Source organism: Pseudomonas sp. GL-RE-26 (genome assembly GCF_019956275.1).
Lineage (GTDB): Bacteria > Pseudomonadota > Gammaproteobacteria > Pseudomonadales > Pseudomonadaceae > Aquipseudomonas > Aquipseudomonas grandcourensis.
In genome coordinates, this window is sequence record NZ_JAHBDI010000032.1 from 1 (window position 1) to 21,387 (window position 21,387).

Sequence of the window (21,387 nt, forward strand, 5' to 3'; positions counted from 1 at the left end):
GGGCGGGACCCTGGGGCTGGCGCAATTTGCCAACAGCACCAAGGGTGACCCGAATGCATTGCTGGTGGTCGGCGCGATCATGGTCGCGGGCATCGAACAGAACAAACCGCAGATCAGCCTGAAGGATGTGACGCCCATTGCCCGGCTGTTCACCGAGTACAACGTGATCGCCGTGCGCAAGGAGTCTGAATACAAGACCCTCGATGACCTGATCAAGGCCTTCAAGGCCAACCCGACGAGCATCACCTGGGGCGGCGGCTCCAAGGGCTCGGTGGATCACATCGGCATCGCCGAGCTGGCGGGCAAGCTGGATGTGCCGGTCAACAAGGTCAACTACGTGGCCTTTGGTGGCGGTGGCGAGGTGGTTGCCCAGGCGCTGGGCGGCCAGCTCAAGGTGATCACCGGCGGTTACGCCGAGCTGGGCCAATACATCAAGACCGGTCAGTTCCGCGTCCTGGCCATCGGCGCGCCGGAGCGGGTTCCCGGCATTGATGCACCGACCCTCAAGGAGAGCGGTTATGACGTGACGATCGGCAACTGGCGTGGCGTTTACGGTGCAGCGGGCCTCACCCCGCAGCAGCGTAAAGAGGTGATCGACGCGGTCATGGCCGCCACCAACAGCAAGGTCTGGCAAGACAATCTCCAGACCAACGCCTGGACGCCCAGCGTGCTGACCGGCGATGAGTTCGGCAAATTCGTCGAAGAAGAACACGTACGGTTGCACGCCATGCTGGTCAAGGTCGGGCTGCTCTGAGATGGCCACACAGCGCGCAGTGGTGCCGACGCAATTGGCGGTCGGCATCGGCCTGATCGCCATCAGTGTCGTGCTGGCGATGGGCGCCTACCGGTTTCCGCCCGAAATGGGTTTCGTCATCCTCCCGGCGTACGTTTACCCCTATGTCGTGGCAGCCTTTCTGGGTGCCGTGGGCCTGCTGCTGGGGTATCAGGCCGTCAGTGGCGGTTTTCGCGAGCTGGATAACGACGCCACCACGGTGCCGGGTGGCAAAACCGGTGCTGCATGGGTGACAGCGGGGCTTGTCGGGGTGGCGGTGCTGATCAACCTGATCGGTTTCGTGCTGGCCGCCGGGTTGCTGTTTGCCTGTGCGGCGCGGGGGTTCGGCAGCCGTCATCCCCTGCGGGACCTGGCCATCGGCATTGCCTTGACCCTGCCGATCTACTGGCTGTTCAACGCCGGGCTTGGGGTTTCCCTGCCGTCGCTGATCAACATCTGGCTTTGAAAGGAGATCGACACCGTGGACATTCTTTCAAGCCTGGCGATGGGGTTTTCCTCGGCGCTGACGCCGATCAATCTGATGTGGGGGTTCATCGGCTGCCTGCTCGGTACCGCCATCGGCGTGTTGCCGGGGATCGGGCCGGCGCTGACGGTGGCCTTGCTGTTGCCGATCACCGCCAAGGTCGACCCCACCGGCGCGCTAATCATGTTCGCCGGTATTTATTACGGCGCGCAGTTCGGTGGCTCCACCACTTCGATCCTGCTCAACACGCCCGGAGAGTCGTCTTCCATGGTCACCGCCCTGGAAGGCAACCTCATGGCACGCAACGGCCGGGCCGGACCTGCGCTGGCGACGGCGGCGATCGGCTCATTCGTCGCCGGCACCATCGCCACGATTTTGTTGACGCTGTTTGCGCCCATCGTGGCCAGGCTGGCCCTGAATTTCGGCCCGACCGAATACTTCGCGATCCTGGTGCTGTCGTTCACCACCGTGTCGGCGGTGCTCGGCGCTTCGATGCTGCGCGGGTTTGCCTCGCTGGGTGTCGGGTTGACCATCGGTTTGATCGGTCTGGACTCGACCTCGGGCATTGCCCGCTACACCCTCGGCGTGCCGGAACTGGTGGACGGCATCGAGGTGGTGCTGGTGGCGGTCGGCTTGTTCGCGGTGGGCGAGGCCTTGTACAGCCTGCTCTATCAAACCGAATCAAACGAAGGACGGCATCGCCTGACCTCGTTGTGGATGACCCGCGCCGACTGGAAACGCTCGGTGCCCGCGTGGCTTCGGGGCACGCTGATCGGTTTTCCGTTTGGCTCGATTCCGGCCGGTGGCGCGGAGATTCCGACCTTTCTGTCCTATTCCACCGAACGCAAACTCAGCAAGTACCCCAAGGAGTTTTCCGCCAACAAGGGTGAGGGTGCCATCGAAGGCGTGGCCGGCCCGGAAGCGGCCAACAACGCCAGCGCGACCGGGTCTTTGGTGCCGTTGCTGACCCTGGGCATCCCGACGTCCGCCACCGCGGCGATCCTGCTGGCGGCGTTCCAGAACTACAACCTGCAACCGGGGCCGATGCTGTTCGAAACCTCCGCGGAGCTGGTCTGGACGCTGGTGGCCTCGCTGTACATCGGCAACGTGATCCTGCTGGTGTTGAACCTGCCGCTGGTGGGGCTGTGGGTCAAACTGCTGCAAATCCCCCGGCCGTACCTGAACGCCGGCATCCTGGTCTTCGCCACCATCGGCGTGTATGGCATGCGCCATTCCTCCTTCGACCTGATCCTGATGTTGGGCATTGGCTGGGGCGGGGTGCTGATGCGCCGTTTCGACTTCCCCGTCGCCCCGGTGATCGTCGGCATGCTGCTGGGGCCGATGGCCGAGAAACAACTGCGCAACGCCTTGTCCATCAGCCAGGGCGACTGGACGGTGTTCCTCACGCAACCGATCTCGGCGTTCTTCCTCGCCCTGACGCTGCTGGTGCTGGTTGTGCCCCATGTGTTGCATAAACGCGGCATCAAGTTGCATGAGGATGATTGAGCAATCCCACAGGGTCATGCAGTGGTTTGCGCGGTGAACCATTGCATGACCGGTGCGCAGGCCGGATGCGCGGCGGCCGAAGGTTGCAGGCACAGCGAGTAAATCCCCCCGGTCTTCAACGGCTCACCAAACGGGATCACCAGTTCGCCCCGTTGAATCGACTCACCGGCCAGGGTCATGTCGGTCATCGCCACGCCCAGGCCCCGGGCGGCGGCATCGAGCGCCAGTTCGTCGAGGTTGAAGGGGATGTGCCGATAGTCATGCAACGACTTGCCGCCATGGGCTGACAGCCAGACCTGCCAGTCATGTTGATCGGAGGAGCGGTGCAGCAACGCGAACCCCGACAGGTCCTCCAGCGAAGCCAATGGCCGGGTCGGGGTGCCAAACCCTGGTGCACACACGGGCACCAACGCCTCCTCGAACAAGGTCAGGCAATCCGGCGCTCCGGACGGCTCGGGCAGGTAAAGGATATAGGCATCGCTGTCACTGGCCGGCTCGACCACTTCGGTGGCCACGGTTTCGATTGCCAGGGATACGTCCGGGTGATGCCGGTAGAACTCGCTCAGCCTGGGCAGCAACCAGCGCACCGCCAGTGACACGTGCATGCGAATGCGGAACGGGCGCTTTTTCGGCGCGAGCCGGTCTTCGAGGGTGCGCAGCTGTTCGAGGATGCTGCGGGCGCTGGTCAGCACCTGTTCGCCCTCGGCAGTCAGTTGAAGGCTGCGGCTGCTCCTGACAAACAGCGCCACGCCAAAGTGGCTCTCCAGTTGCTGGATCTGTCGGCTCACGGCGCTTTGGGTCAGGCAGAGCTTTTGCGCCGCCTGGGTGAAGCTGCCCGACCCGGCAACTTCGACCAGGGCCTGCAAGCCCTGCAGCGAGGGCACGTGGCGAATCTTGTCCATGCGTTTTCAGAATACCTCGATGATTTAATAACGTTGGTTGCCCGCGTTTGGAGCCTTTAGATTCTAGTCATCGCCACCGTCTTCGAAAACCATTTATGCAAATCCTGCATGCAGTGGGTCGAGACGGAACGCAGAACAAGAACCTGAGGTGACACATGGAAAATATCTGTGGCTGGATTGCGCAAGCGGGGAGTTCACCCCTGCGTGAGCCGCTCAAGGGCACGCAACAGGCCGATTGGCTGGTGATCGGTGCCGGCATCACCGGCCTCAGTGCGGCGCATGCCCTGGCGCAATTGCACCCCCAGGCACGCATCGTGGTCGTTGACCGGCAGCGGGCTGCGCAAGGCGCTTCGGCGCGCAACTCCGGTTTTGTGGTGGCCCATGAGCATCCTGCCGCTGGGGAGCTACTGGGTAGCGACGGGTTTGCCGGGTATCAAGTGGATACGTCCATCGGCCGCGCAGCCGCCGACGAGGTCCGTAAGCAGATTGCCCGCCATGGCATCGAATGCGATTTCAGGGAGTCGGGTTATTTCTTTGCCGTCAGCGATCCGCGCAAGCTGACCCAGGTCGATGCCAAGCTGCAGACCTTGCGTGCCGTGGGCGCCAGCGCGCAGTTTCTGCAAGGCGAGTCGTTGCTCGAAAAACTCGGCAGCCGGCACTACCGCGCCGCGATCTGGTGCGGCAACGGCAATGCGCTGCTGCAACCGGCGAAGTACGCTCGGGGCTTGCTCGATGCCCTGCCGCCGAAAGTGACGGTCTACGAGAACACCGATATCACAGGCCTTGAGCGCCAGGGCAACGGCCAAATTCGCGCCCGGGGCCAAAACGGTTGTGTCGAGGCCAAACAGGTATTGGTCTGCCTGAACGCCTTCATCCCCCGCGCGGGCATCGATGACAGCGGTACATTCGCGATGGAACTCAGCGCCAGCCTCACGCGGCCCCTCAGCGATCAAGAGTTTGAAGCCCTCGGTGCGCCAGCGTCCTGGGGCGTGCTGTCGACCCGTCCGCTCGGGGCCACGGTGCGCCTGACCCCGGATCGCCGGGTGATGATCCGCAACACCGCGGAATACCGCTCCCGGGATCTGTCATTGAGCGAATTGTCGACCCGCCGCCAACACCATGTGCTGGGGTTGCAACGGCGTTTCCCGATGCTTGGCGAGCAGGACATCGAATACACCTGGACCGGCCATCTCAGCGCTTCGCGTTCCGGGCAGCCGTATTTCGGCAAAGTCGAGGAGGGCGTTTTCGCCGTGGCCGGGTGCAATGGTTCCGGCGTGGCGCGGGGCACGTTGTGGGGCCGCTTGCTGGCGGAGTGGGCCTCGGGTCGTGATTCGCCGCTGACGCAGTCGGTCATTCAACGGGCGCAGCCCGGCTGGCTGCCGCCCAAGCCGTTGCTCGACATCGGTGCCATGCTGCGTATGCGCGTGGAAACGGTCCGGGCCAGAAGCGAAATCTGAAAACACCCATTTCACAACAAGAACAAAAGCACTTCCCATCGAAGGTGATTCAACATGCGCGTCAATACGCTTTCCCTTGTGGCCCTGATCTCGACCTTTTCCGCCGCCACGTATGCCGACGAAACCGTCAATATTTCCAACTGGAACGGCTACATCGCCGACGACACCTTGCCCAGCTTCACCCAGGCAACCGGGATCAAGGCGACCTACGACATCCACGACAGCAACGAAGTGCTGGAATCGAAGCTGATGACCGGCAACACCGGGTATGACGTGGTCAGCCCGTCGAACCACTTCCTGTCGCGCCTGATCAAGGCCGGCGCCATCCAGAAACTCGACAGGAGCCAGTTGCCCAACTGGAAAAACCTCGACCCGGCGCTGATGAAAAAGCTTGAGGTCAACGACCCGGGCAACCAGTACGGCTATCCGTATATGTGGGGCACGGCGGGCATCGGTTACAACGTCGAGAAGATCAAGGCGATCTTCGGCAATACCGACGTCACCCATTCCTGGAGCCTGTTCTTCGACGAGAACAACATCAAGAAGCTCAGCGAGTGTGGGGTGGCGATCATCGACAACCCGACGCAGATCCTGCCGATCACCCTCAATTACCTGGGCCTGCCGCCCCATAGCCATGAGCCGGCCGACTACAAGAAAGCCGAGCAGGCGCTGCTGAAGATCCGGCCTTACGTCCAGTACTTCCATGCCTCCAAGTACATCAGCGACCTGGCCAACGGCAACGTCTGCGCGGTGATCGGATTCAACGGTGACATCGTGCAGGCCGCCGCCAGCGCCAGGGAGGCGAAAAACGGGATCGATATTGCCTACTCGATCCCGGACGAAGGTTCCACGTTGTGGCTGGACATGGTGGTCATGCCCAAGAGCGCGCCGCATGAGAAGAACGGTTACGCCTACATGAACTACCTGCTGGAGCCGAAGGTGATTGCCAACATCAGCAACAGCATCCATTACGCCAATCCCAACAGTGCGGCGGATGCCTTCGTCGACCCGGCGGTGAAGCAGGACCTGGCAATCTATCCGCCGAAGAGCGTGATGGACAAGCTGTTTACCGTCGAGGACTTGCCCGCGGCTATCGCACGGTTGAGCACGCGGCTGTGGACCAAGTTGAAAACCAATACCTGACCGACTGGTGATTCCGGTCAATCAGATGTGACACTGCACCTGTGGCGAGGGAGCTTGCTCCCGTTGGGCAGCGAAGCGGCCCCGGCTCTTCATACGAGAAGCTGGGACTGCTGCGCAGTCCAACGGGAGCAAGCTCCCTCGCCACGGTTACTCGTTTGCCTGAGTCAACGATTCATTCAGGCGTCGATAGCCGGGAAGTCGATGTCGGTCAACGCTGCGTTGTTCAGGTAGTTGGTCAATGTCTGCGAGGCCACATGGGCGATCACTTCGATGATCTTGCCGTCATCGATGCCGGCAGCACGGGCTGTGGCGATCTGTTCGACCGTCAGGTGACCACGGCTTTCGGTGACTTGGCGGGCGAGGGTGGCATAGGCGTTGAGCTCACCCTGACGTGCGCTGAGAATGTCCTGGCCCGACAGCCCGGCCTTACTGGCGAACAGCGTGTGAGCGGCCAGGCAGTAGTCGCAGCCGTTGACCTGCGAGGTGGCAAGGAACACCGCTTCTTTTTCCGTGGCGCTCAAGGACGTCTTGCCCAGTGCGGCCGAGTTTTGCAGATACGAGGCCAGCACCGCCGGGGCGTGGGCCAGTACCTTGAACAGGTTGGGCAGAAAGCCGATTTTCTTCTGCACGCCTTCCAGCAGCGGGCGGGTGGCGTCGGTGGCGTGTTCCAGACTGATCGGGGCAATGCGGGTCATGGTGATACTCCGTGGTGTAAGGCGCGGAATGCGCTGGGTACGGAGCTCATGTTAGGGAGAAGGTCTGGCGTATTGGGTGCAAATCGTCGAGGATATGCGACAGATCGTCCAGAACTGCTTCCGGGAGCCTGTCATGGATCGCTTGTCCACGTTGCTCACACACTTCGGCGTCAATGCCGGCACCTTCCATAGCGGTACGTTCTGCGGCACCGCCGCCTACGACGGCCAACAGACCAGCGGTCATTTGCACCTGCTTCAAGCGGGCGAGTTGCTGCTCAAGATGGGCGACCAGCCGGACCTGCAACTGACCGAACCGAGCCTGATCTTTTTCCCCCGGCCCTATCGACATCGCCTGTTCGCGTCTGAAGCGTCCGGCACGCAACTGGTGTGCGCGACCCTGGATTTCGACGGCGGAGCGGGCAATGCCCTGGCGGCGGCGCTGCCGGATTATCTGGTGCTCAAGCTCGATGAAATCCCGACCCTGGCCGGGACCCTGGAATGGCTGTTCAACGAGGCGTTTGACGGTACGTGCGGACGCGAAGCGGTGATGGATCGCCTGTTCGAGCTGCTGGTGATTCTGTTACTGCGGCACATCTTGAGCACCACTGGCCAGCAACCGGGCATGATGGCCGGCCTCGCCGATGCGCGCCTGGCGCGGCCCCTGAGCCTGATGCACGAAAACCCGGCCAAGGCCTGGAGCGTGGCCGAGCTCTCGGTCGCCGCCAACATGTCGCGGGCCAGTTTCGCCGAGCACTTTCGCCGGGTGGTCGGGCAGACGCCGGTGGATTACCTGGTGAGCTGGCGCATCAGCCTGGCGCAGAAACGCCTGCGCGAAGGTCGACCGATTGCGTTGATCGCCGAGGAGGTCGGCTACGAAAGTCCCTCGGCGCTGGCCCGGGCGTTTCGGCGCAAGACCGGGATGAGCCCGCGGGAGTGGAAGGGCAACTGACCTTGCATATTCCCCTGTGGGAGCGAGCTTGCTCGCGATAGCGGTGTGTCAGACACCTATGCTGTCGACTGACGTTCCGTCATCGCGAGCAAGCTCGCTCCCACAGGTCTAGCGGTGCGGCTTCTTTACGCGTACATCAGAACTTGAACGCCTGACGTCCTACCAACAGCCATTTACCGTCCTGCTTTTGCCAGATCTGGAAGTTTTCGATTTCCGTTGGCACCACTTCAGTGCCTTTGAGCGCTTGCGCCGAGAAGTGATGACGGACCAGTGCGACATCGCCGGAGACGGTAATGGTCTGGTTCTGCATTTCAAGGGTCTTGAAGGCGCTTTTGCCGGTTTCGATGTCGGCGATGAAGGCCTGCTTGTCCTGAATCTTGCCGCTGGAGTGCCCGTAGGTCAGGTTTTCGGCGGTCAAGGCGTTCAGCTCCGGGATGTCTTTGTGCAGCATGGCCTGGGTCAGGTGGTCGACCGCCTGGGCCACGTCCTTGTCTGCGACAGCCGGGGTGGCGGCGACGTAGCCGCTGAACAGGCACAGAAAACCGATCAGCACTTTTGCTTTTTTCATGGGTGTTTCCTTGTTGTTGTAGGGATAGCGCGATGATTGGAAGAACATTCGTCAGTCATCGTACAACCTATCATGAGGTGAAGGAAAAAAGCGAACTTGCCTGGCACCCTTGCCTCGAAGTTAAAAGGGCGATGTCCTGACTTTGAGGTATTGCGCCATGCAGCTTGACCCGCGTTTACGGCTCGACCTGACGTTGCTCATGGTGTTTGTGCTGATTGTCGGAGTGTCGGGGTTTTCTCCCCGCAGCCGGGTGGACTGGGCGCTGGAAAACCTGCTGGTGCTGTTGCTGGTGGGGACCTTGGTCGCGGTTTCTCGGCGATTCCGCTTGTCGGCGATGTCCATCACGCTGGTGTTTGCGTTTCTGTGCGTGCATGAACTGGGCGCCCACTACACCTATTCTCTGGTGCCTTACGATCATTGGTCTTCGGCGTGGTTGGGCTTCAGTTTCGACCGGGCGCCTGGTGTTCACCGCAATCACTACGACCGACTGGTGCATCTGAGCTACGGGCTGCTGCTGGCTTATCCGGTGCGTGAAGTCCTGCGGCGACTGACGCCGCTGCGCGGGTTCTGGCTGTTTTTCGTGACCCTGAACATCATGCTGTCGACCTCCGCCGTGTATGAGTTGGTGGAATGGATCGGCGGGGCCTTCCTGGGCAATGACACGGCGACCGCCTTCGTCGGCGCGCAAAACGACCCGTGGGATTCGCAAAAGGACATGGCCATCGCGGTCGCCGGTGCGTTTGTCAGTCTGTTGCTGGTGTCTTTGCGCGGCATGGCGCAAGAACACTCGATGACCACAGCAAGGTGATCGGGCAGACCGCTTTGGCCGGGGCAGCTGTCGCGGGCTTTGAGGTTGCAGAGCATTGTAGGAGCTGGCTTGCCGGCGAAGAGGTCCGAAAGATCGATGCACAATTCAAGGCCGCCTTCGCTGGCAAGCCAGCTCCTACAGGTCGGGGATTAAAGATATTTATCGGTCACAGCGCCCTCCGATGCACTGGACACCGTCTTCGCATATTTGGCCAACACCCCGCGCTTGTATTTCGATTCCGGCCGCACCCAGCGCGACTTGCGCTCGGCCAGCACCGCATCGGAGACATCCACCGTGATCTGCCGGGTCTCTGCATCGATGATGATCCTGTCGCCATTCTCGACCAGCGCAATCGGCCCGCCTTCAAAGGCTTCCGGCGTGATGTGACCGACCACGAAACCGTGGGACCCACCGGAGAAACGTCCGTCGGTGATCAGTGCCACCTCCTTGCCGAGGCCTTTGCCCATGACCGCCGACGTCGGCGACAGCATTTCGCGCATGCCCGGGCCGCCCTTAGGGCCTTCATAGCGGATCACGATCACGTCGCCGGGCTGCACTTCGCCATTGAGAATGCCGGCCAGCGCACCTTCCTCGCCGTGATAGACCCGGGCCGTGCCTTCGAAGCGCAGGCCTTCCTTGCCGGTGATCTTGGCCACGGCGCCGGTGGGCGAGAGATTGCCGCGCAGAATGACCAGGTGGGAGTCCTTTTTGATTGGCTGGTCGAAAGGCCGGATCACGTCCTGGCCGGCCGGGTAGTCGGGCACGCTGGCCAGGTTGTCCGCCAGGGTCTGGCCGGTGACGGTCAGCACATCGCCGTGCAGCATGCCGGCCTCGAGCATGCGCTTCATCAGCGGTTGAATGCCGCCGATGGCCACCAGTTCGCTCATCATGTATTTACCGCTGGGGCGCAGGTCGGCGACCACCGGGGAAACCTTGCCCAACTCGACGAAGTCATCCAGGGTCAGTTCGACATCCACCGCGTTGGCCATGGCCAGCAGGTGCAGCACAGCGTTGGTCGAGCCGGCGAGGGCGATCACCACGCGAATGGCGTTCTCGAAGGCTTTGCGGGTCATGATGTCGCGAGGCTTGAGGTCGAGCTTGAGCAACTCCATCACCTGCTGGCCGGCGCGGAAACTGTCCGAGGCCTTGTCGCCGCCAATGGCGTCCTGGGAGCTGGAGCCGGGCAGGCTCATGCCCAGTGCTTCAATGGCCGAGGCCATGGTGTTGGCGGTGTACATGCCGCCACAGGAACCGGGGCCGGGAATCGCCACTTCCTCGATCTGCTTGACCTGAATCTCGCTGATATCGCCCCGCGCGTGCTGGCCCACGGCCTCGAACACGGAAATGATGTCGGTGTGGCCGGCGCCCGGCTGGATGGTGCCGCCATAGACAAAGATCGACGGGCGATTCAGCCGTGCCATGCCGATCAGGCAGCCCGGCATGTTCTTGTCGCAGCCGCCGATGGCCACCAGGCCGTCGAAACCCTCGCAACCGGTGACCACTTCGATAGAGTCAGCGATCACCTCGCGGGACACCAGCGAATACTTCATGCCTTCGGTGCCGTTGGCGATGCCGTCGGAAATGGTGATGGTGTTGAAGATCACGCCCTTGGCACCGGCGGCATTCGCGCCTTTTTCAGCTTCGAGCGCCAGCTTGTCGATGTGCATGTTGCAGGGCGTGACCATGGCCCAGGTGGAGGCGATGCCGATCTGCGGCTTGGTGAAGTCTGCATCGGTAAAGCCCACGGCCCGCAACATAGCGCGTGCCGGAGCGGCCTCCACGCCGTCGATCACTTGAGAGGAGTACTTGCGCAGATCGTCTTTGTCGCTCATGACTGCTCCTATCGCTCATGGCTGTTACTTTCGCTCAAGGCTGTTCCTCACACACTCATGGTGAAAAACAGGATGAGTATAGAAGGCCGGGCGCCCGGGCCCGGACTAACCGGTCTGGAACAGACGCGCGGGTGAGCCTTGTCGTGATATTCTTCGCGCCAACTTGGTTTGACCTGTTCAGTTTGCATGTCCTTGAGACGTGCCGACGGAATCACTGTCGCTCAAGTAGCTGAAGCCAATAAAGATAAAAAGTCAGTTCAGAAGGGACATTAAAGTGGGGCCGATGCGGTTCATCGGCCTTGTGTGCCCACCCTGCAATCCTTGAGTGCCGCACCCGTGACTGCCGTGAAACATGGGGCTGTGCGCGTGAGGATGGAAGGGCGGATGGCGTTTTATCATAGGTGCTACAGATGTTTAAGAAAGTGAACACGGCCCTGCTGGGGCTGGCTTTGTCCATGGGGATGTCTTCCGTCCACGCGGAAGAGGCAAAGAAAGTCGATGTGCTGCTGATCGGCGGCGGCATCATGAGCGCGACCCTGGGTGTGTGGCTCAATGAGCTGGAACCTGGCATGTCGATGGAAATGGTCGAGCGCCTCGACGGCGTCGCCCAGGAAAGCTCCAACGGCTGGAACAACGCCGGTACCGGTCACTCCGCCCTGGCCGAGCTGAACTACACCCCGGAAGACGAGAACGGCAAGGTTTCGATCCCGAAGGCCGTTGAAATCAACGAAGCGTTCCAGATCTCCCGTCAGTTCTGGGCCTGGCAGGTTCAGCAAGGCGTGCTGAAGAACCCGCGTTCGTTCATCAACTCCACGCCGCACATGAGCTTCGTGTGGGGTGATGACAACATCAAGTTCCTGAAAAAACGCTACGAAGCCCTGCAAGCGAGCCCGCTGTTCGCTGGCATGCAGTACTCCGAAGACCCGGCTGTGATCAAGCAGTGGGTGCCGCTGATGATGGAAGGGCGTGACCCGAGCCAGAAGATCGCGGCCACCTGGAGTCCGCTGGGTACTGACGTGAACTTCGGCGAAATCACCCGCCAGTTCGTTGCACACCTGCAAACCACACCGAAGTTCGACTTGAAGCTGTCCAGCGAAGTGCAGGACATCACCAAGAACGAAGACGGCAGCTGGCGCGTCAGCTACAAGAACCTCAAAGACGGTAGCAAGACCGAAACCGACGCCAAGTTCGTGTTCATCGGCGCCGGCGGCGGTGCCCTGCACCTGCTGCAGAAGTCCGGCATTCCTGAAGCCAAGGAATACGCAGGCTTCCCGGTAGGAGGCTCGTTCCTGGTGACCGAGAACCCGACCATCGCCGAGCAACACCTGGCCAAGGCCTACGGCAAAGCCTCCGTTGGCGCTCCGCCGATGTCGGTTCCGCACCTGGACACCCGCGTGCTGGACGGCAAGCGCGTGATCCTGTTTGGCCCGTTCGCGACCTTCAGCACCAAGTTCCTGAAAGAAGGTTCGTACCTGGACCTGCTGACCACCACGACCACGCACAACGTGTGGCCAATGACCAAGGTCGGCATCAAGGAATACCCGCTGGTCGAGTACCTTGCAGGCCAGCTGATGCTGTCTGACGAAGACCGCATGAACGCTCTGAAAGAGTACTTCCCGAACGCCAAGGCTGAAGACTGGCGCCTGTGGCAAGCCGGCCAGCGCGTGCAGATCATCAAGCGTGACGAAGCCGCCGGTGGCGTGCTGAAACTGGGCACCGAAATCGTCGCTTCCCAAGACGGCAGCATCGCCGGCCTGCTGGGCGCCTCCCCAGGCGCATCGACCGCTGCACCGATCATGCTGACCGTGCTGCAGAAAGTCTTCAAGGACAAGGTCGCGACCCCTGACTGGCAGGCAAAACTGCACCAGATCGTACCGAGCTACGGCACTCAGCTGAACGCCAGCCCTGAGAAAGTCGCTGAAGAGTGGGCCTACACCGCCAAGGTGCTGGAACTGACTCCGCCACCCGCGGTGATCGCACCGGCCGTGACACCAGTGACTGTCGACACTGCTGTTAAGGCACCGAAGGCTAATGCTGCGAGTGATATGGCTCTCTAATTAGACTGCTGGATCAAAAAAAGCCCACTGAACCGGCGACGGTCAGTGGGCTTTTTTGTGGGCGATGGCACAGGCAGCGCTTTGAACCCGGAGTGTCTACGCCGTCCATAACGGGGGGGCCTGTCATCAATTGTCAAGTCACTGACGCTCAATGAGAAGCAGACAGTTTGGCCCTGACGATACTGATTTGTTTACCGACCACGGTAAGGCGAAACCGTAAGCCTGATACCTCTCCGCCCTGGCGGGAATTTGTAGGAGCGAGCTTGCTCCGGGCGGCGTTCCGACGATTGACTCAAGTGCGCTACGGTTAGTCAGTAAGCACGCGCTATCGTTAACGACATCGCGAGCAAGCTCGCTCCCACAGTCAGTTGCATCTCAATAAAACAAATCATAGAGAGCGCAGAATGAAGTTCAGCTTTGTAGACAACAGCAAACCGACCCGTCGGCGGGTTTTACGCGATGCTTTCACTCTGGCTTTGGCGGCCTCGCCGTTGGCAAGCCTGGCCAGGGCAGCCGACGAATCCGCAGCGGCCAGCGAATCCGCGGAGGAAGTGACCTTTGCCGCCGGCCCACGACCGCTGGTGCAATACCCGCAAAAACGCCCGTTGACCCTGGTGACCACGCGGCCGCCGCATCTGGAGACGCCATTCCCCGTCTTCAACGAAGGGCCGATCACGCCTAATGACGCCTTTTTCGTGCGTTACCACTTGGCCAATTTCCCGACCAGCATCGATCCGGACAGCTACCGCCTGACGATCAAGGGCTCGGTCGACACGCCGCTGTCATTGTCCCTCGCTGAGCTCAAGGCCCTCGCCGAACCGGTGGAAGTGGTGGCCGTCAATCAGTGTTCGGGCAACAGCCGTGGCTTCTCGATGCCTCGGGTGTTCGGTGCTCAGTTGGGCAATGGCTCAATGGGCAATGCGCGGTGGGTGGGGGTACCGCTCAAGGCTGTGCTGGAAAAGGCGGGGGTAAAAGCCGAGGCCAAACAAGTGACCTTCCGTGGGCTCGATAAACCCGTGCTGCCAAGCACGCCGGAGTACATCAAGGCGCTGGACATCAGCCATGCCATGGACGGCGAGCCGATGATCGCCTGGTCGATGAATGGCACCGACCTGCCATTTCTCAACGGTTACCCGATTCGTCTGGTGGTGCCAGGCTATTTTGGCACGTACTGGGTCAAGCACCTGAGTGAGATCGAAGTCGTCGACCATACCTTCGACGGTTTCTTCATGGCCAAGGGTTACCGGGTTCCAGATAACGATTGCTTCTGCATTGCCCCCGGCACCACGGCGGCGAAAACCCTGCCGATTTCCAAATTGCCGGTGCGCAGTTTCATCACCAGCGTTAAACACGGCGATGTAATGCCGCTGAACAAAAGCGTGCTGCTCAAGGGCATCGCTTTCGACGGGGGCGTTGGGGTCAACAAGGTTGAGGTGTCGATCGACGGTGGAAAAACCTGGCGCGAGACCCAAGTCGGGCAGGACCTTGGCCGTTTCTCCTTTCGTGAGTGGACACTGCCGATCACCTTTACCAGCAAGGGCGCCACTCTGTTGATGGTGCGAGCCAGCAACAGTGCCGGCGAGACGCAGCCGCTGCAAGCCGACTGGAACCCCGCTGGCTACCGCCGCCACGTCGTCGAAACCACCCACGTGACCGTCGCCTGAGGAGGGCCGCATGAAACTTGTGAAATGCATGACCGCCTTGCTCTGCGCGGCTCCGGTTTTTCTCACCACCCTGGCTGGCGCCGCGCCGCTGTCCATTACGCTGCCGCCTGAAACGGCGGTGTTCAAGCCCAGCACGATGCCTGGCTACGCTTTGGCGCAGCAGAAGTGTTCTGTCTGCCATTCGGCCGATTACATCAACTTCCAGCCGCCGGGCATGAGCCTGGCGCAGTGGACCGCCGAAGCGGGCAAGATGCAGCACGTGTACGGCGCTCCGATCAGCGACCAGGATGTGAGTGTTATCGGTGCTTACCTGGCGGTGACTTACGGCAGTGCGAAGGCGAGCGATGCCGATGTTCAGGCGGTCTCCAACCCGCCGGCGGATCAGCCACCCACGGTGTCGGTAGCGAAAGTTGCCTCGGCCTTGCTCCAGGACAACGCCTGCCTGTCCTGTCACGCGGTCGATCATAAGGTCGTCGGCCCGGCCTATCACGATGTGGCGGCCAAGTATGCCAATGACCCGCAGGGGCTGGCCCGGGTAATGTCGAGCATTCAGCACGGCGGTAGCGGAAAGTGGGGGGATGTGCCCATGCCACCGTTCGCGCAGTTGAGCTCGGACGACCTGAAAAGCCTGGCGACGTTCATCATGAAGCAGTGAATCAGCGTTAGCCTGATGCACAAAAGCCCACTGAACCGGCAACGATCAGTGGGCTTTTTTGTGGTGCGGGTTTATTCAAGACATCGAGGAGTTGGTCGCGCCGAAGCGCTTGAGAATGTCCTGGTACATTTTGGTCCGCCGGTGATCTTGGCCATAGCCGCCCGCAGCAGCGACGGTGCCGGACTGGACGTGATCCAGGTACTTGAAGATTTTGCCGGGAGAAAGAAACACGACTTTGTAGCCAAGCCCGATCACGCGGTCTTGCAGCTCATAACCGGGCACACGGTCATCGATCTGAAAATGCAATCCCTGCTGCTTCATCAGTCTGCCATTCCACAGCGTGCAAAAGCTTTTCACGTAGGTTTCCCGGTAGGGTTTCGGCTCCTTTGATCGCAGGCCCAGCGATTGCTTCAAGCGTCGGTAGTGGTGCTTGATCAGGCGTGAGGTGAAGCGCCAAACGGTCCTTGGCAGTCCGCGGTTGAGTTGCTCGGTGCAACCGACCGCGATGACGTTTTGATCCTTGGTGCAGTGCTCCATCATCATCGCAAAGACGTTTGCATCGAAGACGAACGTGTCGGTGTGCATGAGGAACAGATAGTCGGTGCTGACCCTGGCCAGCGCCATGTCCAGCGCTTTGCCGTGGGCGATGTGCCCCGGCTCTTTGGTAGGGGCATCGCGCTCGATCAGGTTGATCCAGTCGAGCGAGCGCAAATATTCGACGCTGGCGTCCGCCGAACCGTTGTCGACCACCCAGACCGCAATGCCGGCTTTTTGGACATGCTCCTGCAACAGCTCCAGGCAGATCCTGGTGAGCTCCGGGGTTTTGTAATTAACCAGAACGATGCTGAACGGAGGTTTGGCGTTTGTATCGACACTACCCATCTTCGAAATGCTCGACGACCCGAAAGTGTCGAAGATTAAAGGAACAACCTTAGCCCAAGCTTAATTTCACCTGGGCGGGTTGGCCGTTGGCATTCAGTCGGCGTCGGCTTGGAGAGGCGCTTAGGGTTTGGCCTGGTTTTTCTGCCTCTCTTCGATTTTCGCATCGACCGCCGCGCGAATCTGATCAACGCTGAAACTGGCGGGTTTCTGGCTCGGCGGGTACTCGATGAAGGTCTGCAGGAAGCGCGCAGCCTTGGCCACACCTGCGGCCAGCAGGTAGGAGTTCTTCACGAGCCAGTCGTTGTACTGGTCCGAGACCAGGTCAGCCCGCTCATACGGGTCCATGCGCAGGTTGAACAGCTTGGGCACCCGCAGCGGCACGAACGGGCTGCTCCATACCGCAAAACCACCCGGTTCGCGCTGTTCGGCGAAGACCACTTTCCAGTTGTCGAAGCGCATGGACACCAGCACGCCGTCGTCGTTGAAGTAGTAGAACTCGCGGCGTTGCCCTTTAGGCTGTTGGCCAGTCAGGTAGGGCAACTGGTTGTAGCCGTCCAGGTGCACCTTGAAACTGGTGCCGCCCGAGATAGGTGACCAGCCTTTCAACAGCTTGTCCTTCACCTCGGTATCGCCAGCCGCCGCGAGCAGGGTAGGGAACCAGTCCATGCCCGAAAACATCTCGTTGGACACTTCACCGGCCTTGATCTTGCCCGGCCAACGCACAATCGCCGGTACGCGATAGGCACCCTCCCAGTTGGAGTTCTTCTCGTTACGGAACGGCGTGGTCGCCGCGTCCGGCCAGGAGAACTGGTTCGGGCCGTTGTCGGTGGTGTAGACGACGATGGTGTTGTCGGTAATTTTCAGGTCGTCGAGGGTTTTCAGCAGTTTGCCGACGTCACCGTCGTGCTCGATCATGCCATCGGCGTAATCGTTGCCGGGCATGCCGCTCTGGCCCTTCATCGACTCGCGCACGTGGGTGAACACGTGCATGCGGGTGGTGTTCATCCAGACGAAGAACGGTTTGTCCGCCTTGGCCTGTTTCTCGATGAACGCCTGCGCGGCGGCGGTGGTTTCGTCGTCGATGGTTTCCATGCGCTTGGTGGTCAGTGCGCCGGTGTCTTCGATCTTGCCGTCGGCGTAGCTGTGGATCACGCCACGGGGAGTCCGGGATTTGACGAAGTCCGGGTCGTCCTTGGGCCAGTACGGGCGCTCGGGTTCTTCTTCGGCGTTGAGGTGGTACAGGTTGCCGAAGAACTCATCGAAACCGTGGTTGGTCGGCAGGTATTCGTCGCGGTCGCCGAGGTGATTCTTGCCGAACTGGCCGGTGGCGTAACCCTGGGACTTGAGGGCCTGGGCGAGGGTGATGTCGCGCTTCTGGATACCGATCGGCGCCCCTGGCACGCCGACCTTGGTCAGGCCGGTGCGCAGCGGTGACTGGCCGGTGATGAACGAAGAGCGCCCGGCGGTGCAGCTGTTCTCCGCGTAGTAGTCGGTGAACAGCATGCCTTCGTGAGCGATGCGATCAATGTTCGGTGTCTTGTAGCCGACCACACCCATGGAATAGGCGCTGATGTTGGTCTGGCCGATGTCATCGCCGAAGATCACCAGGATGTTGGGTTTGTCAGCGGCATTCGCCGCCATTGCCATGACCGTTGTCGCCACCAAGGCGAGTTTCGGCAGCCACTTTTTTATGCGAGTCATCTGACTGGCTCCTTGTTGACGGGCGTCGCGCAGGGCGACCGGTTCCGATGTTCAAGGGGCGTCAGAAACTAAACGCCACCCATATCAGGTGGCGTGGTTGTCGATATGCAACACCGCACCGGTGACGCTGGCACCCGCGCCACTGGCCAGCAACAGCAAGGGACCGTTGAGTTCCTGCAGACCCGCGTCGTTGCCGCGTCCGGCGGCAATCACATTGACCCGGATCCGGTGCGGCGTCAGTGACTGGGCCATGGCCCGGCTCATGCGGATCAGGCTGCTGTTGGAGCGCAAACAAGGGTTGGGCTCACTGATCGGTCGGGGCGGCGGTTCGATGTTGACGATGCTGCCGCCACGTTCGGCCTTGATCATGTGCAGGCTGGTGCAATGGACCAGGTGATTGTTCAGCACCACATGCTCACGCTCGGCGCTGTTGTTGATCAGTACATCGATGCTGCCGAAGCGTTCCTCGACGGCCTCAAGCGCCGCTTCGATGCTGGGACGGCGGGCGCTGTCGAGGCTGACGATCAGCACTTCACCACCCTCCCAGCGCAGGTCGGCTACCAGCTGCTCAAGTTGCGCAGGGTATTGCGCGCCGAGGGCCACACGGGCGCCGGCGAGGCTGATCAGCCGGGCGAAATGGGCGCCGAGCCGGGTGGTGGCATCGGCTACCAATACGGTTTTGCCGGCCATGGAAAAGGGCTGCATGAGGTCGCTCATGAAACTGCCTCCATCGGCATAGTGCGGCGTGTAATGGCCGCACGGCGCAGAGGTGGGCGAGGTGATGCGATGGGCACGGCACCGAGCATTTTCAGCACCAGTTCCGAGTAATGGCGGATCACGTCGTCGACGCTCCAGCGGCCATCGGCTTGATACCAGACACAGGCATGCGTCAGCATGTTGAACAGGGTGCGCGCCATCAGTTTTGGTTCGGCGCAGCTGAGCGAGCCTTCACGCACGCCTTGCTCCAGCAGATCTTGCAGACCCTTGAGGTAAACCCGTCGCGCCTGGCGGACCTGGGTCAGGGATTGTTCATCCAGGCTGCGCAATTCCAGGTTGCCGAGAATGGCCTGATCCTGATGTTCCAGGTGATAACGCACATGGCAGGCGATGAACGTGCGCAGTTTCGTATCGGCCCGCGCAACGGCGGGGCGGCTGCGTGCCCATGCCTGGGAAATCCCCTGGAAATATTCCAGAACCAGCTCCAGCAGCAACTCGCCTTTGCCTTGGTAATAGAGGTACAGCGTCGAGGGGTTGATCCCCGATTCAGCCGCCAGCTGCCGAAGGCTCATCGAGCCGTAGCCATTGCGCGAGATCAGTTTGATGGCAGCCTGGCGGATATTGGTTTCAGTCATGTTCATGGTGTGATCCTGCGGTCATCGATCTCAAAGTCAGCAGAGCCAATGTGGCGAGGGGGCAGTTGTGGCGAGGGAGCTTGCTCCCGTTCGGCTGCGAAGCAGTCGTATCTCTGCCGATACGCAGCAACTGACAGATTGTCGGGGGCCGCTTCGCAGCCCAGCGGGAGCAAGCTCCCTCGCCACAGTGGTTTTGCTTGGTGCTTGTCGGTTACTGCAGATTCCCGGCCACCGCGATGGTCTGGGCCGTGATGTAGTTCGACTCCGGCGAGCAGAACAGGTACACGGCGTCGGCCGCTTCCTTCGTGGTGCCCGGGCGGCCCAGCGGGTTGCGCTGGGCAAACGATTTGGCCGCTTCCGGGCTGATGCCGACGCGGATGTCGCGGCCTTCGATGTTCACCGTGGCGCCGGCATGGGCGTCGGCGCTGGTCATGCGGGTTTCGATGAAACCGAAGGCCACGGCGTTGACGTTGACCTTGAAGCGGCCCCATTCCCGGGCCAGCGCGCGGGTCATGCCCAGTACACCGGCCTTGGCCGAGGAGTAGTTCATCTGCCCGGCATTGCCGTTGAGCGCCGACACTGACGAGATGTTCACCACTTTGCGGAACACTTCGCGCTCTGCTGCGGCGTCCGCCTGGGCCTGCGCCTTGATGATCGGGTAGGCGGCACGCAGGATGCGGAACGGTGCGGTCATGTGGCAGTCGAGAATCGCGTACCACTGCTCGTCGGTCATCTTCTGGATCACGTCGTCCCAGGTGTAGCCGGCGTTGTTGACGACGATGTCGATGCCGTTGAAGTTGTCCATCGCGGTCTTGATGTAGCGCTCGGCGAAATCCGGGGCGCTGACGTTGCCGTGGCACACCGCGGCTTCGCCACCCATCTTGCGGATCAGTTCTGCGGTTTCATGGGCCGGATCGGCGTCCAGGTCGTTGATCACGATGCGCGCGCCTTCGCTTGCCAGTTTCAGGGCGATCTGCTGGCCGATGCCACGACCGGAACCGGTGACCAGTGCGACTTTGCCTTCGAGTTTTGCCATGGGGTGTTGCTCCTCAATTCTTGGGTTTGTTTACAGAGCGATCACAGCGTCACCAACAATTTTGGTGTCGCCGTATTGGTTGGTGGTGCGCACTTCGACCTTGATGCGTTGCTCGCCGTCGACTTCAAAGCGCTCGACGACGGTGCCGGTGCAGGTGATCTGATGACCCAGGTGGGTGATGCCGAGAAAGCGCACGCCGAACTCGCGCAACTGACGCTGATCGACCCACTGGGTCAGCAGGCGACCGAGGTAGGCCATCGACAACATGCCGTGGGCGAACACGTCGGCCATGCCGGCTTTGCGCGCGTAATCGGTGTCGATGTGAATGGCGTTGTGGTCGCCCGACGCACCGGCAAACAGCGCCAGGGTGGTGCGGTTTATCGGCGGCAGCGCCAGCGGTGGCAGGGTGTCGCCGATGTTGATTTTTTCCAGGCTAATCGCGTTCATCAGGATTCTCCGCTTCAGCTGTTGCGCTGCACGAGCACGCTGCGCAGGTCCGCGACGTGCTCACCGTGCTGGTTGGTGACTCGGGTCTCGCGCACCACGAATTCCAGTGCGCCGCCTTTTTTGTCGTAGATGTCGGCGATGCGCACGTCGAAGCGCAGGGTGTCGCCGGCATAGGCCATGCGGTGATAACGGAACGACTCCTCACCGTGCAGGATGCGTGCGGTGACGATGCCCAGCTCAAAGCGCCAGGCGTTGGACGGGATCTGGAATTCCAGCGAGAACAGAAAGGTCGGTGGCAACGGCAGGTTCGGATGCCCCGCATCGCGAGCGGCCTGCTCGTCGAAGTAGACCGGGTTGGTTTCCCCGGTGGCCTTGGCGAAGAAGCGCAGTTGCCCGGCTTCGGCGGTGGCGAGGAAGGTGGGCAGTTGTCTGCCGATGTGTTTTTTGTCGATCATCTGAGTGACTCCTTGATTACCC

21 protein-coding genes are annotated in these 21,387 nt (G+C 61.2%); 10 read left to right on the plus strand and 11 right to left on the minus strand.

Going from position 1 to position 21,387, the window contains the following annotated elements:
- The 3 genes from KGB07_RS19100 to KGB07_RS19110 form a co-directional block, all read left to right on the plus strand.
- The coding region (locus KGB07_RS19100) for a tripartite tricarboxylate transporter substrate binding protein (protein WP_223466254.1) at positions 1-754 on the plus strand (754 nt) is incomplete at its 5' end.
- Between the two features lies 1 nt (position 755).
- Positions 756-1,238 carry a tripartite tricarboxylate transporter TctB family protein gene (locus KGB07_RS19105; RefSeq protein ID WP_046040384.1) on the plus strand — a complete coding sequence of 161 codons (483 nt, stop codon included), beginning with the start codon at positions 756-758 and terminating at the stop codon, positions 1,236-1,238.
- 15 nt (positions 1,239-1,253) lie between these two features.
- The gene (locus tag KGB07_RS19110) at positions 1,254-2,762 is read left to right on the plus strand and encodes a tripartite tricarboxylate transporter permease (protein ID WP_046040385.1); all 1,509 of its coding nucleotides are present in this window, start codon (positions 1,254-1,256) and stop codon (positions 2,760-2,762) included.
- A gap of 14 nt (positions 2,763-2,776) precedes the next feature.
- On the opposite strand, the gene KGB07_RS19115 is transcribed toward KGB07_RS19110, so the two are convergent.
- On the minus strand, positions 2,777-3,664 hold the full coding sequence (locus tag KGB07_RS19115) for a LysR substrate-binding domain-containing protein (protein ID WP_223466256.1): 888 nt from the start codon (positions 3,662-3,664) through the stop codon (positions 2,777-2,779).
- Between the two features lie 155 nt (positions 3,665-3,819).
- Between KGB07_RS19115 and KGB07_RS19120 the strand changes: the two genes are divergently transcribed.
- Both KGB07_RS19120 and KGB07_RS19125 read left to right on the plus strand, forming a co-directional pair.
- Entirely contained in the window at positions 3,820-5,121 is a 1,302-nt protein-coding gene (locus KGB07_RS19120; RefSeq protein WP_046040387.1) for an NAD(P)/FAD-dependent oxidoreductase, read from the plus strand.
- 54 nt (positions 5,122-5,175) lie between these two features.
- The gene (locus tag KGB07_RS19125; RefSeq protein WP_046040388.1) at positions 5,176-6,264 is read left to right on the plus strand and encodes a polyamine ABC transporter substrate-binding protein; all 1,089 of its coding nucleotides are present in this window, start codon (positions 5,176-5,178) and stop codon (positions 6,262-6,264) included.
- Between the two features lie 176 nt (positions 6,265-6,440).
- Here the strand turns inward: KGB07_RS19125 and KGB07_RS19130 are convergent, their stop codons facing one another.
- On the minus strand, positions 6,441-6,959 hold the full coding sequence (locus tag KGB07_RS19130) for a carboxymuconolactone decarboxylase family protein (RefSeq protein ID WP_046040389.1): 519 nt from the start codon (positions 6,957-6,959) through the stop codon (positions 6,441-6,443).
- A 133-nt stretch (positions 6,960-7,092) separates the two neighbouring features.
- Between KGB07_RS19130 and KGB07_RS19135 the strand changes: the two genes are divergently transcribed.
- Positions 7,093-7,908, plus strand: coding sequence for an AraC family transcriptional regulator (locus KGB07_RS19135; protein ID WP_046040390.1), 816 nt, complete (start codon positions 7,093-7,095; stop codon positions 7,906-7,908).
- Between the two features lie 136 nt (positions 7,909-8,044).
- Here the strand turns inward: KGB07_RS19135 and KGB07_RS19140 are convergent, their stop codons facing one another.
- Positions 8,045-8,476, minus strand: a complete 432-nt coding sequence (locus tag KGB07_RS19140; protein ID WP_046040391.1) for a nuclear transport factor 2 family protein — start codon at positions 8,474-8,476, stop codon at positions 8,045-8,047.
- Positions 8,477-8,633: 157 nt separating this feature from the next.
- On the opposite strand from KGB07_RS19140, the gene KGB07_RS19145 reads away from it, so the two are divergent.
- A complete protein-coding gene (locus KGB07_RS19145; protein WP_223466258.1) occupies positions 8,634-9,284 on the plus strand; it encodes a DUF2238 domain-containing protein in 651 nt (216 codons plus the stop codon).
- Positions 9,285-9,433: 149 nt separating this feature from the next.
- Here KGB07_RS19145 and ilvD read toward each other — a convergent pair whose 3' ends face one another.
- Complete coding sequence (ilvD, locus tag KGB07_RS19150; RefSeq protein ID WP_223466259.1) at positions 9,434-11,116, minus strand: dihydroxy-acid dehydratase; 1,683 nt, start codon at positions 11,114-11,116, stop codon at positions 9,434-9,436.
- A gap of 410 nt (positions 11,117-11,526) precedes the next feature.
- Between ilvD and mqo the strand changes: the two genes are divergently transcribed.
- The 3 genes from mqo (at position 11,527) to KGB07_RS19165 (ending at position 15,492) form a co-directional block, all read left to right on the plus strand.
- A complete protein-coding gene (gene mqo / locus KGB07_RS19155; protein ID WP_046040394.1) occupies positions 11,527-13,173 on the plus strand; it encodes a malate dehydrogenase (quinone) in 1,647 nt (548 codons plus the stop codon).
- Between the two features lie 404 nt (positions 13,174-13,577).
- On the plus strand, positions 13,578-14,837 hold the full coding sequence (locus tag KGB07_RS19160) for a molybdopterin-dependent oxidoreductase (protein ID WP_223466260.1): 1,260 nt from the start codon (positions 13,578-13,580) through the stop codon (positions 14,835-14,837).
- Positions 14,838-14,847: 10 nt separating this feature from the next.
- Complete coding sequence (locus KGB07_RS19165) at positions 14,848-15,492, plus strand: c-type cytochrome (RefSeq protein ID WP_046040396.1); 645 nt, start codon at positions 14,848-14,850, stop codon at positions 15,490-15,492.
- Between the two features lie 75 nt (positions 15,493-15,567).
- On the opposite strand, the gene KGB07_RS19170 is transcribed toward KGB07_RS19165, so the two are convergent.
- From KGB07_RS19170 to KGB07_RS19200, 7 genes are all read right to left on the minus strand, one after another.
- Positions 15,568-16,374 (minus strand): glycosyltransferase family 2 protein, encoded by an 807-nt coding sequence (locus KGB07_RS19170; RefSeq protein ID WP_223466261.1) that lies wholly within the window; start codon positions 16,372-16,374, stop codon positions 15,568-15,570.
- 120 nt (positions 16,375-16,494) lie between these two features.
- Positions 16,495-18,075 carry an arylsulfatase gene (locus tag KGB07_RS19175; RefSeq protein ID WP_223466262.1) on the minus strand — a complete coding sequence of 527 codons (1,581 nt, stop codon included), beginning with the start codon at positions 18,073-18,075 and terminating at the stop codon, positions 16,495-16,497.
- An 84-nt stretch (positions 18,076-18,159) separates the two neighbouring features.
- The gene (locus KGB07_RS19180) at positions 18,160-18,792 is read right to left on the minus strand and encodes an SDR family NAD(P)-dependent oxidoreductase (protein ID WP_046040399.1); all 633 of its coding nucleotides are present in this window, start codon (positions 18,790-18,792) and stop codon (positions 18,160-18,162) included.
- Positions 18,789-19,433 carry a TetR/AcrR family transcriptional regulator gene (locus KGB07_RS19185; protein ID WP_223466263.1) on the minus strand — a complete coding sequence of 215 codons (645 nt, stop codon included), beginning with the start codon at positions 19,431-19,433 and terminating at the stop codon, positions 18,789-18,791. Before KGB07_RS19185 ends, KGB07_RS19180 begins: the two co-directional genes overlap by 4 nt.
- A gap of 205 nt (positions 19,434-19,638) precedes the next feature.
- The gene (locus KGB07_RS19190; protein ID WP_223466264.1) at positions 19,639-20,463 is read right to left on the minus strand and encodes an SDR family NAD(P)-dependent oxidoreductase; all 825 of its coding nucleotides are present in this window, start codon (positions 20,461-20,463) and stop codon (positions 19,639-19,641) included.
- A gap of 30 nt (positions 20,464-20,493) precedes the next feature.
- Positions 20,494-20,910 (minus strand): MaoC family dehydratase, encoded by a 417-nt coding sequence (locus KGB07_RS19195; protein WP_046040402.1) that lies wholly within the window; start codon positions 20,908-20,910, stop codon positions 20,494-20,496.
- Between the two features lie 14 nt (positions 20,911-20,924).
- Positions 20,925-21,365, minus strand: coding sequence for a MaoC family dehydratase N-terminal domain-containing protein (locus tag KGB07_RS19200; RefSeq protein ID WP_046040403.1), 441 nt, complete (start codon positions 21,363-21,365; stop codon positions 20,925-20,927).
- Between the last annotated feature and the right edge of the window lie 22 nt (positions 21,366-21,387).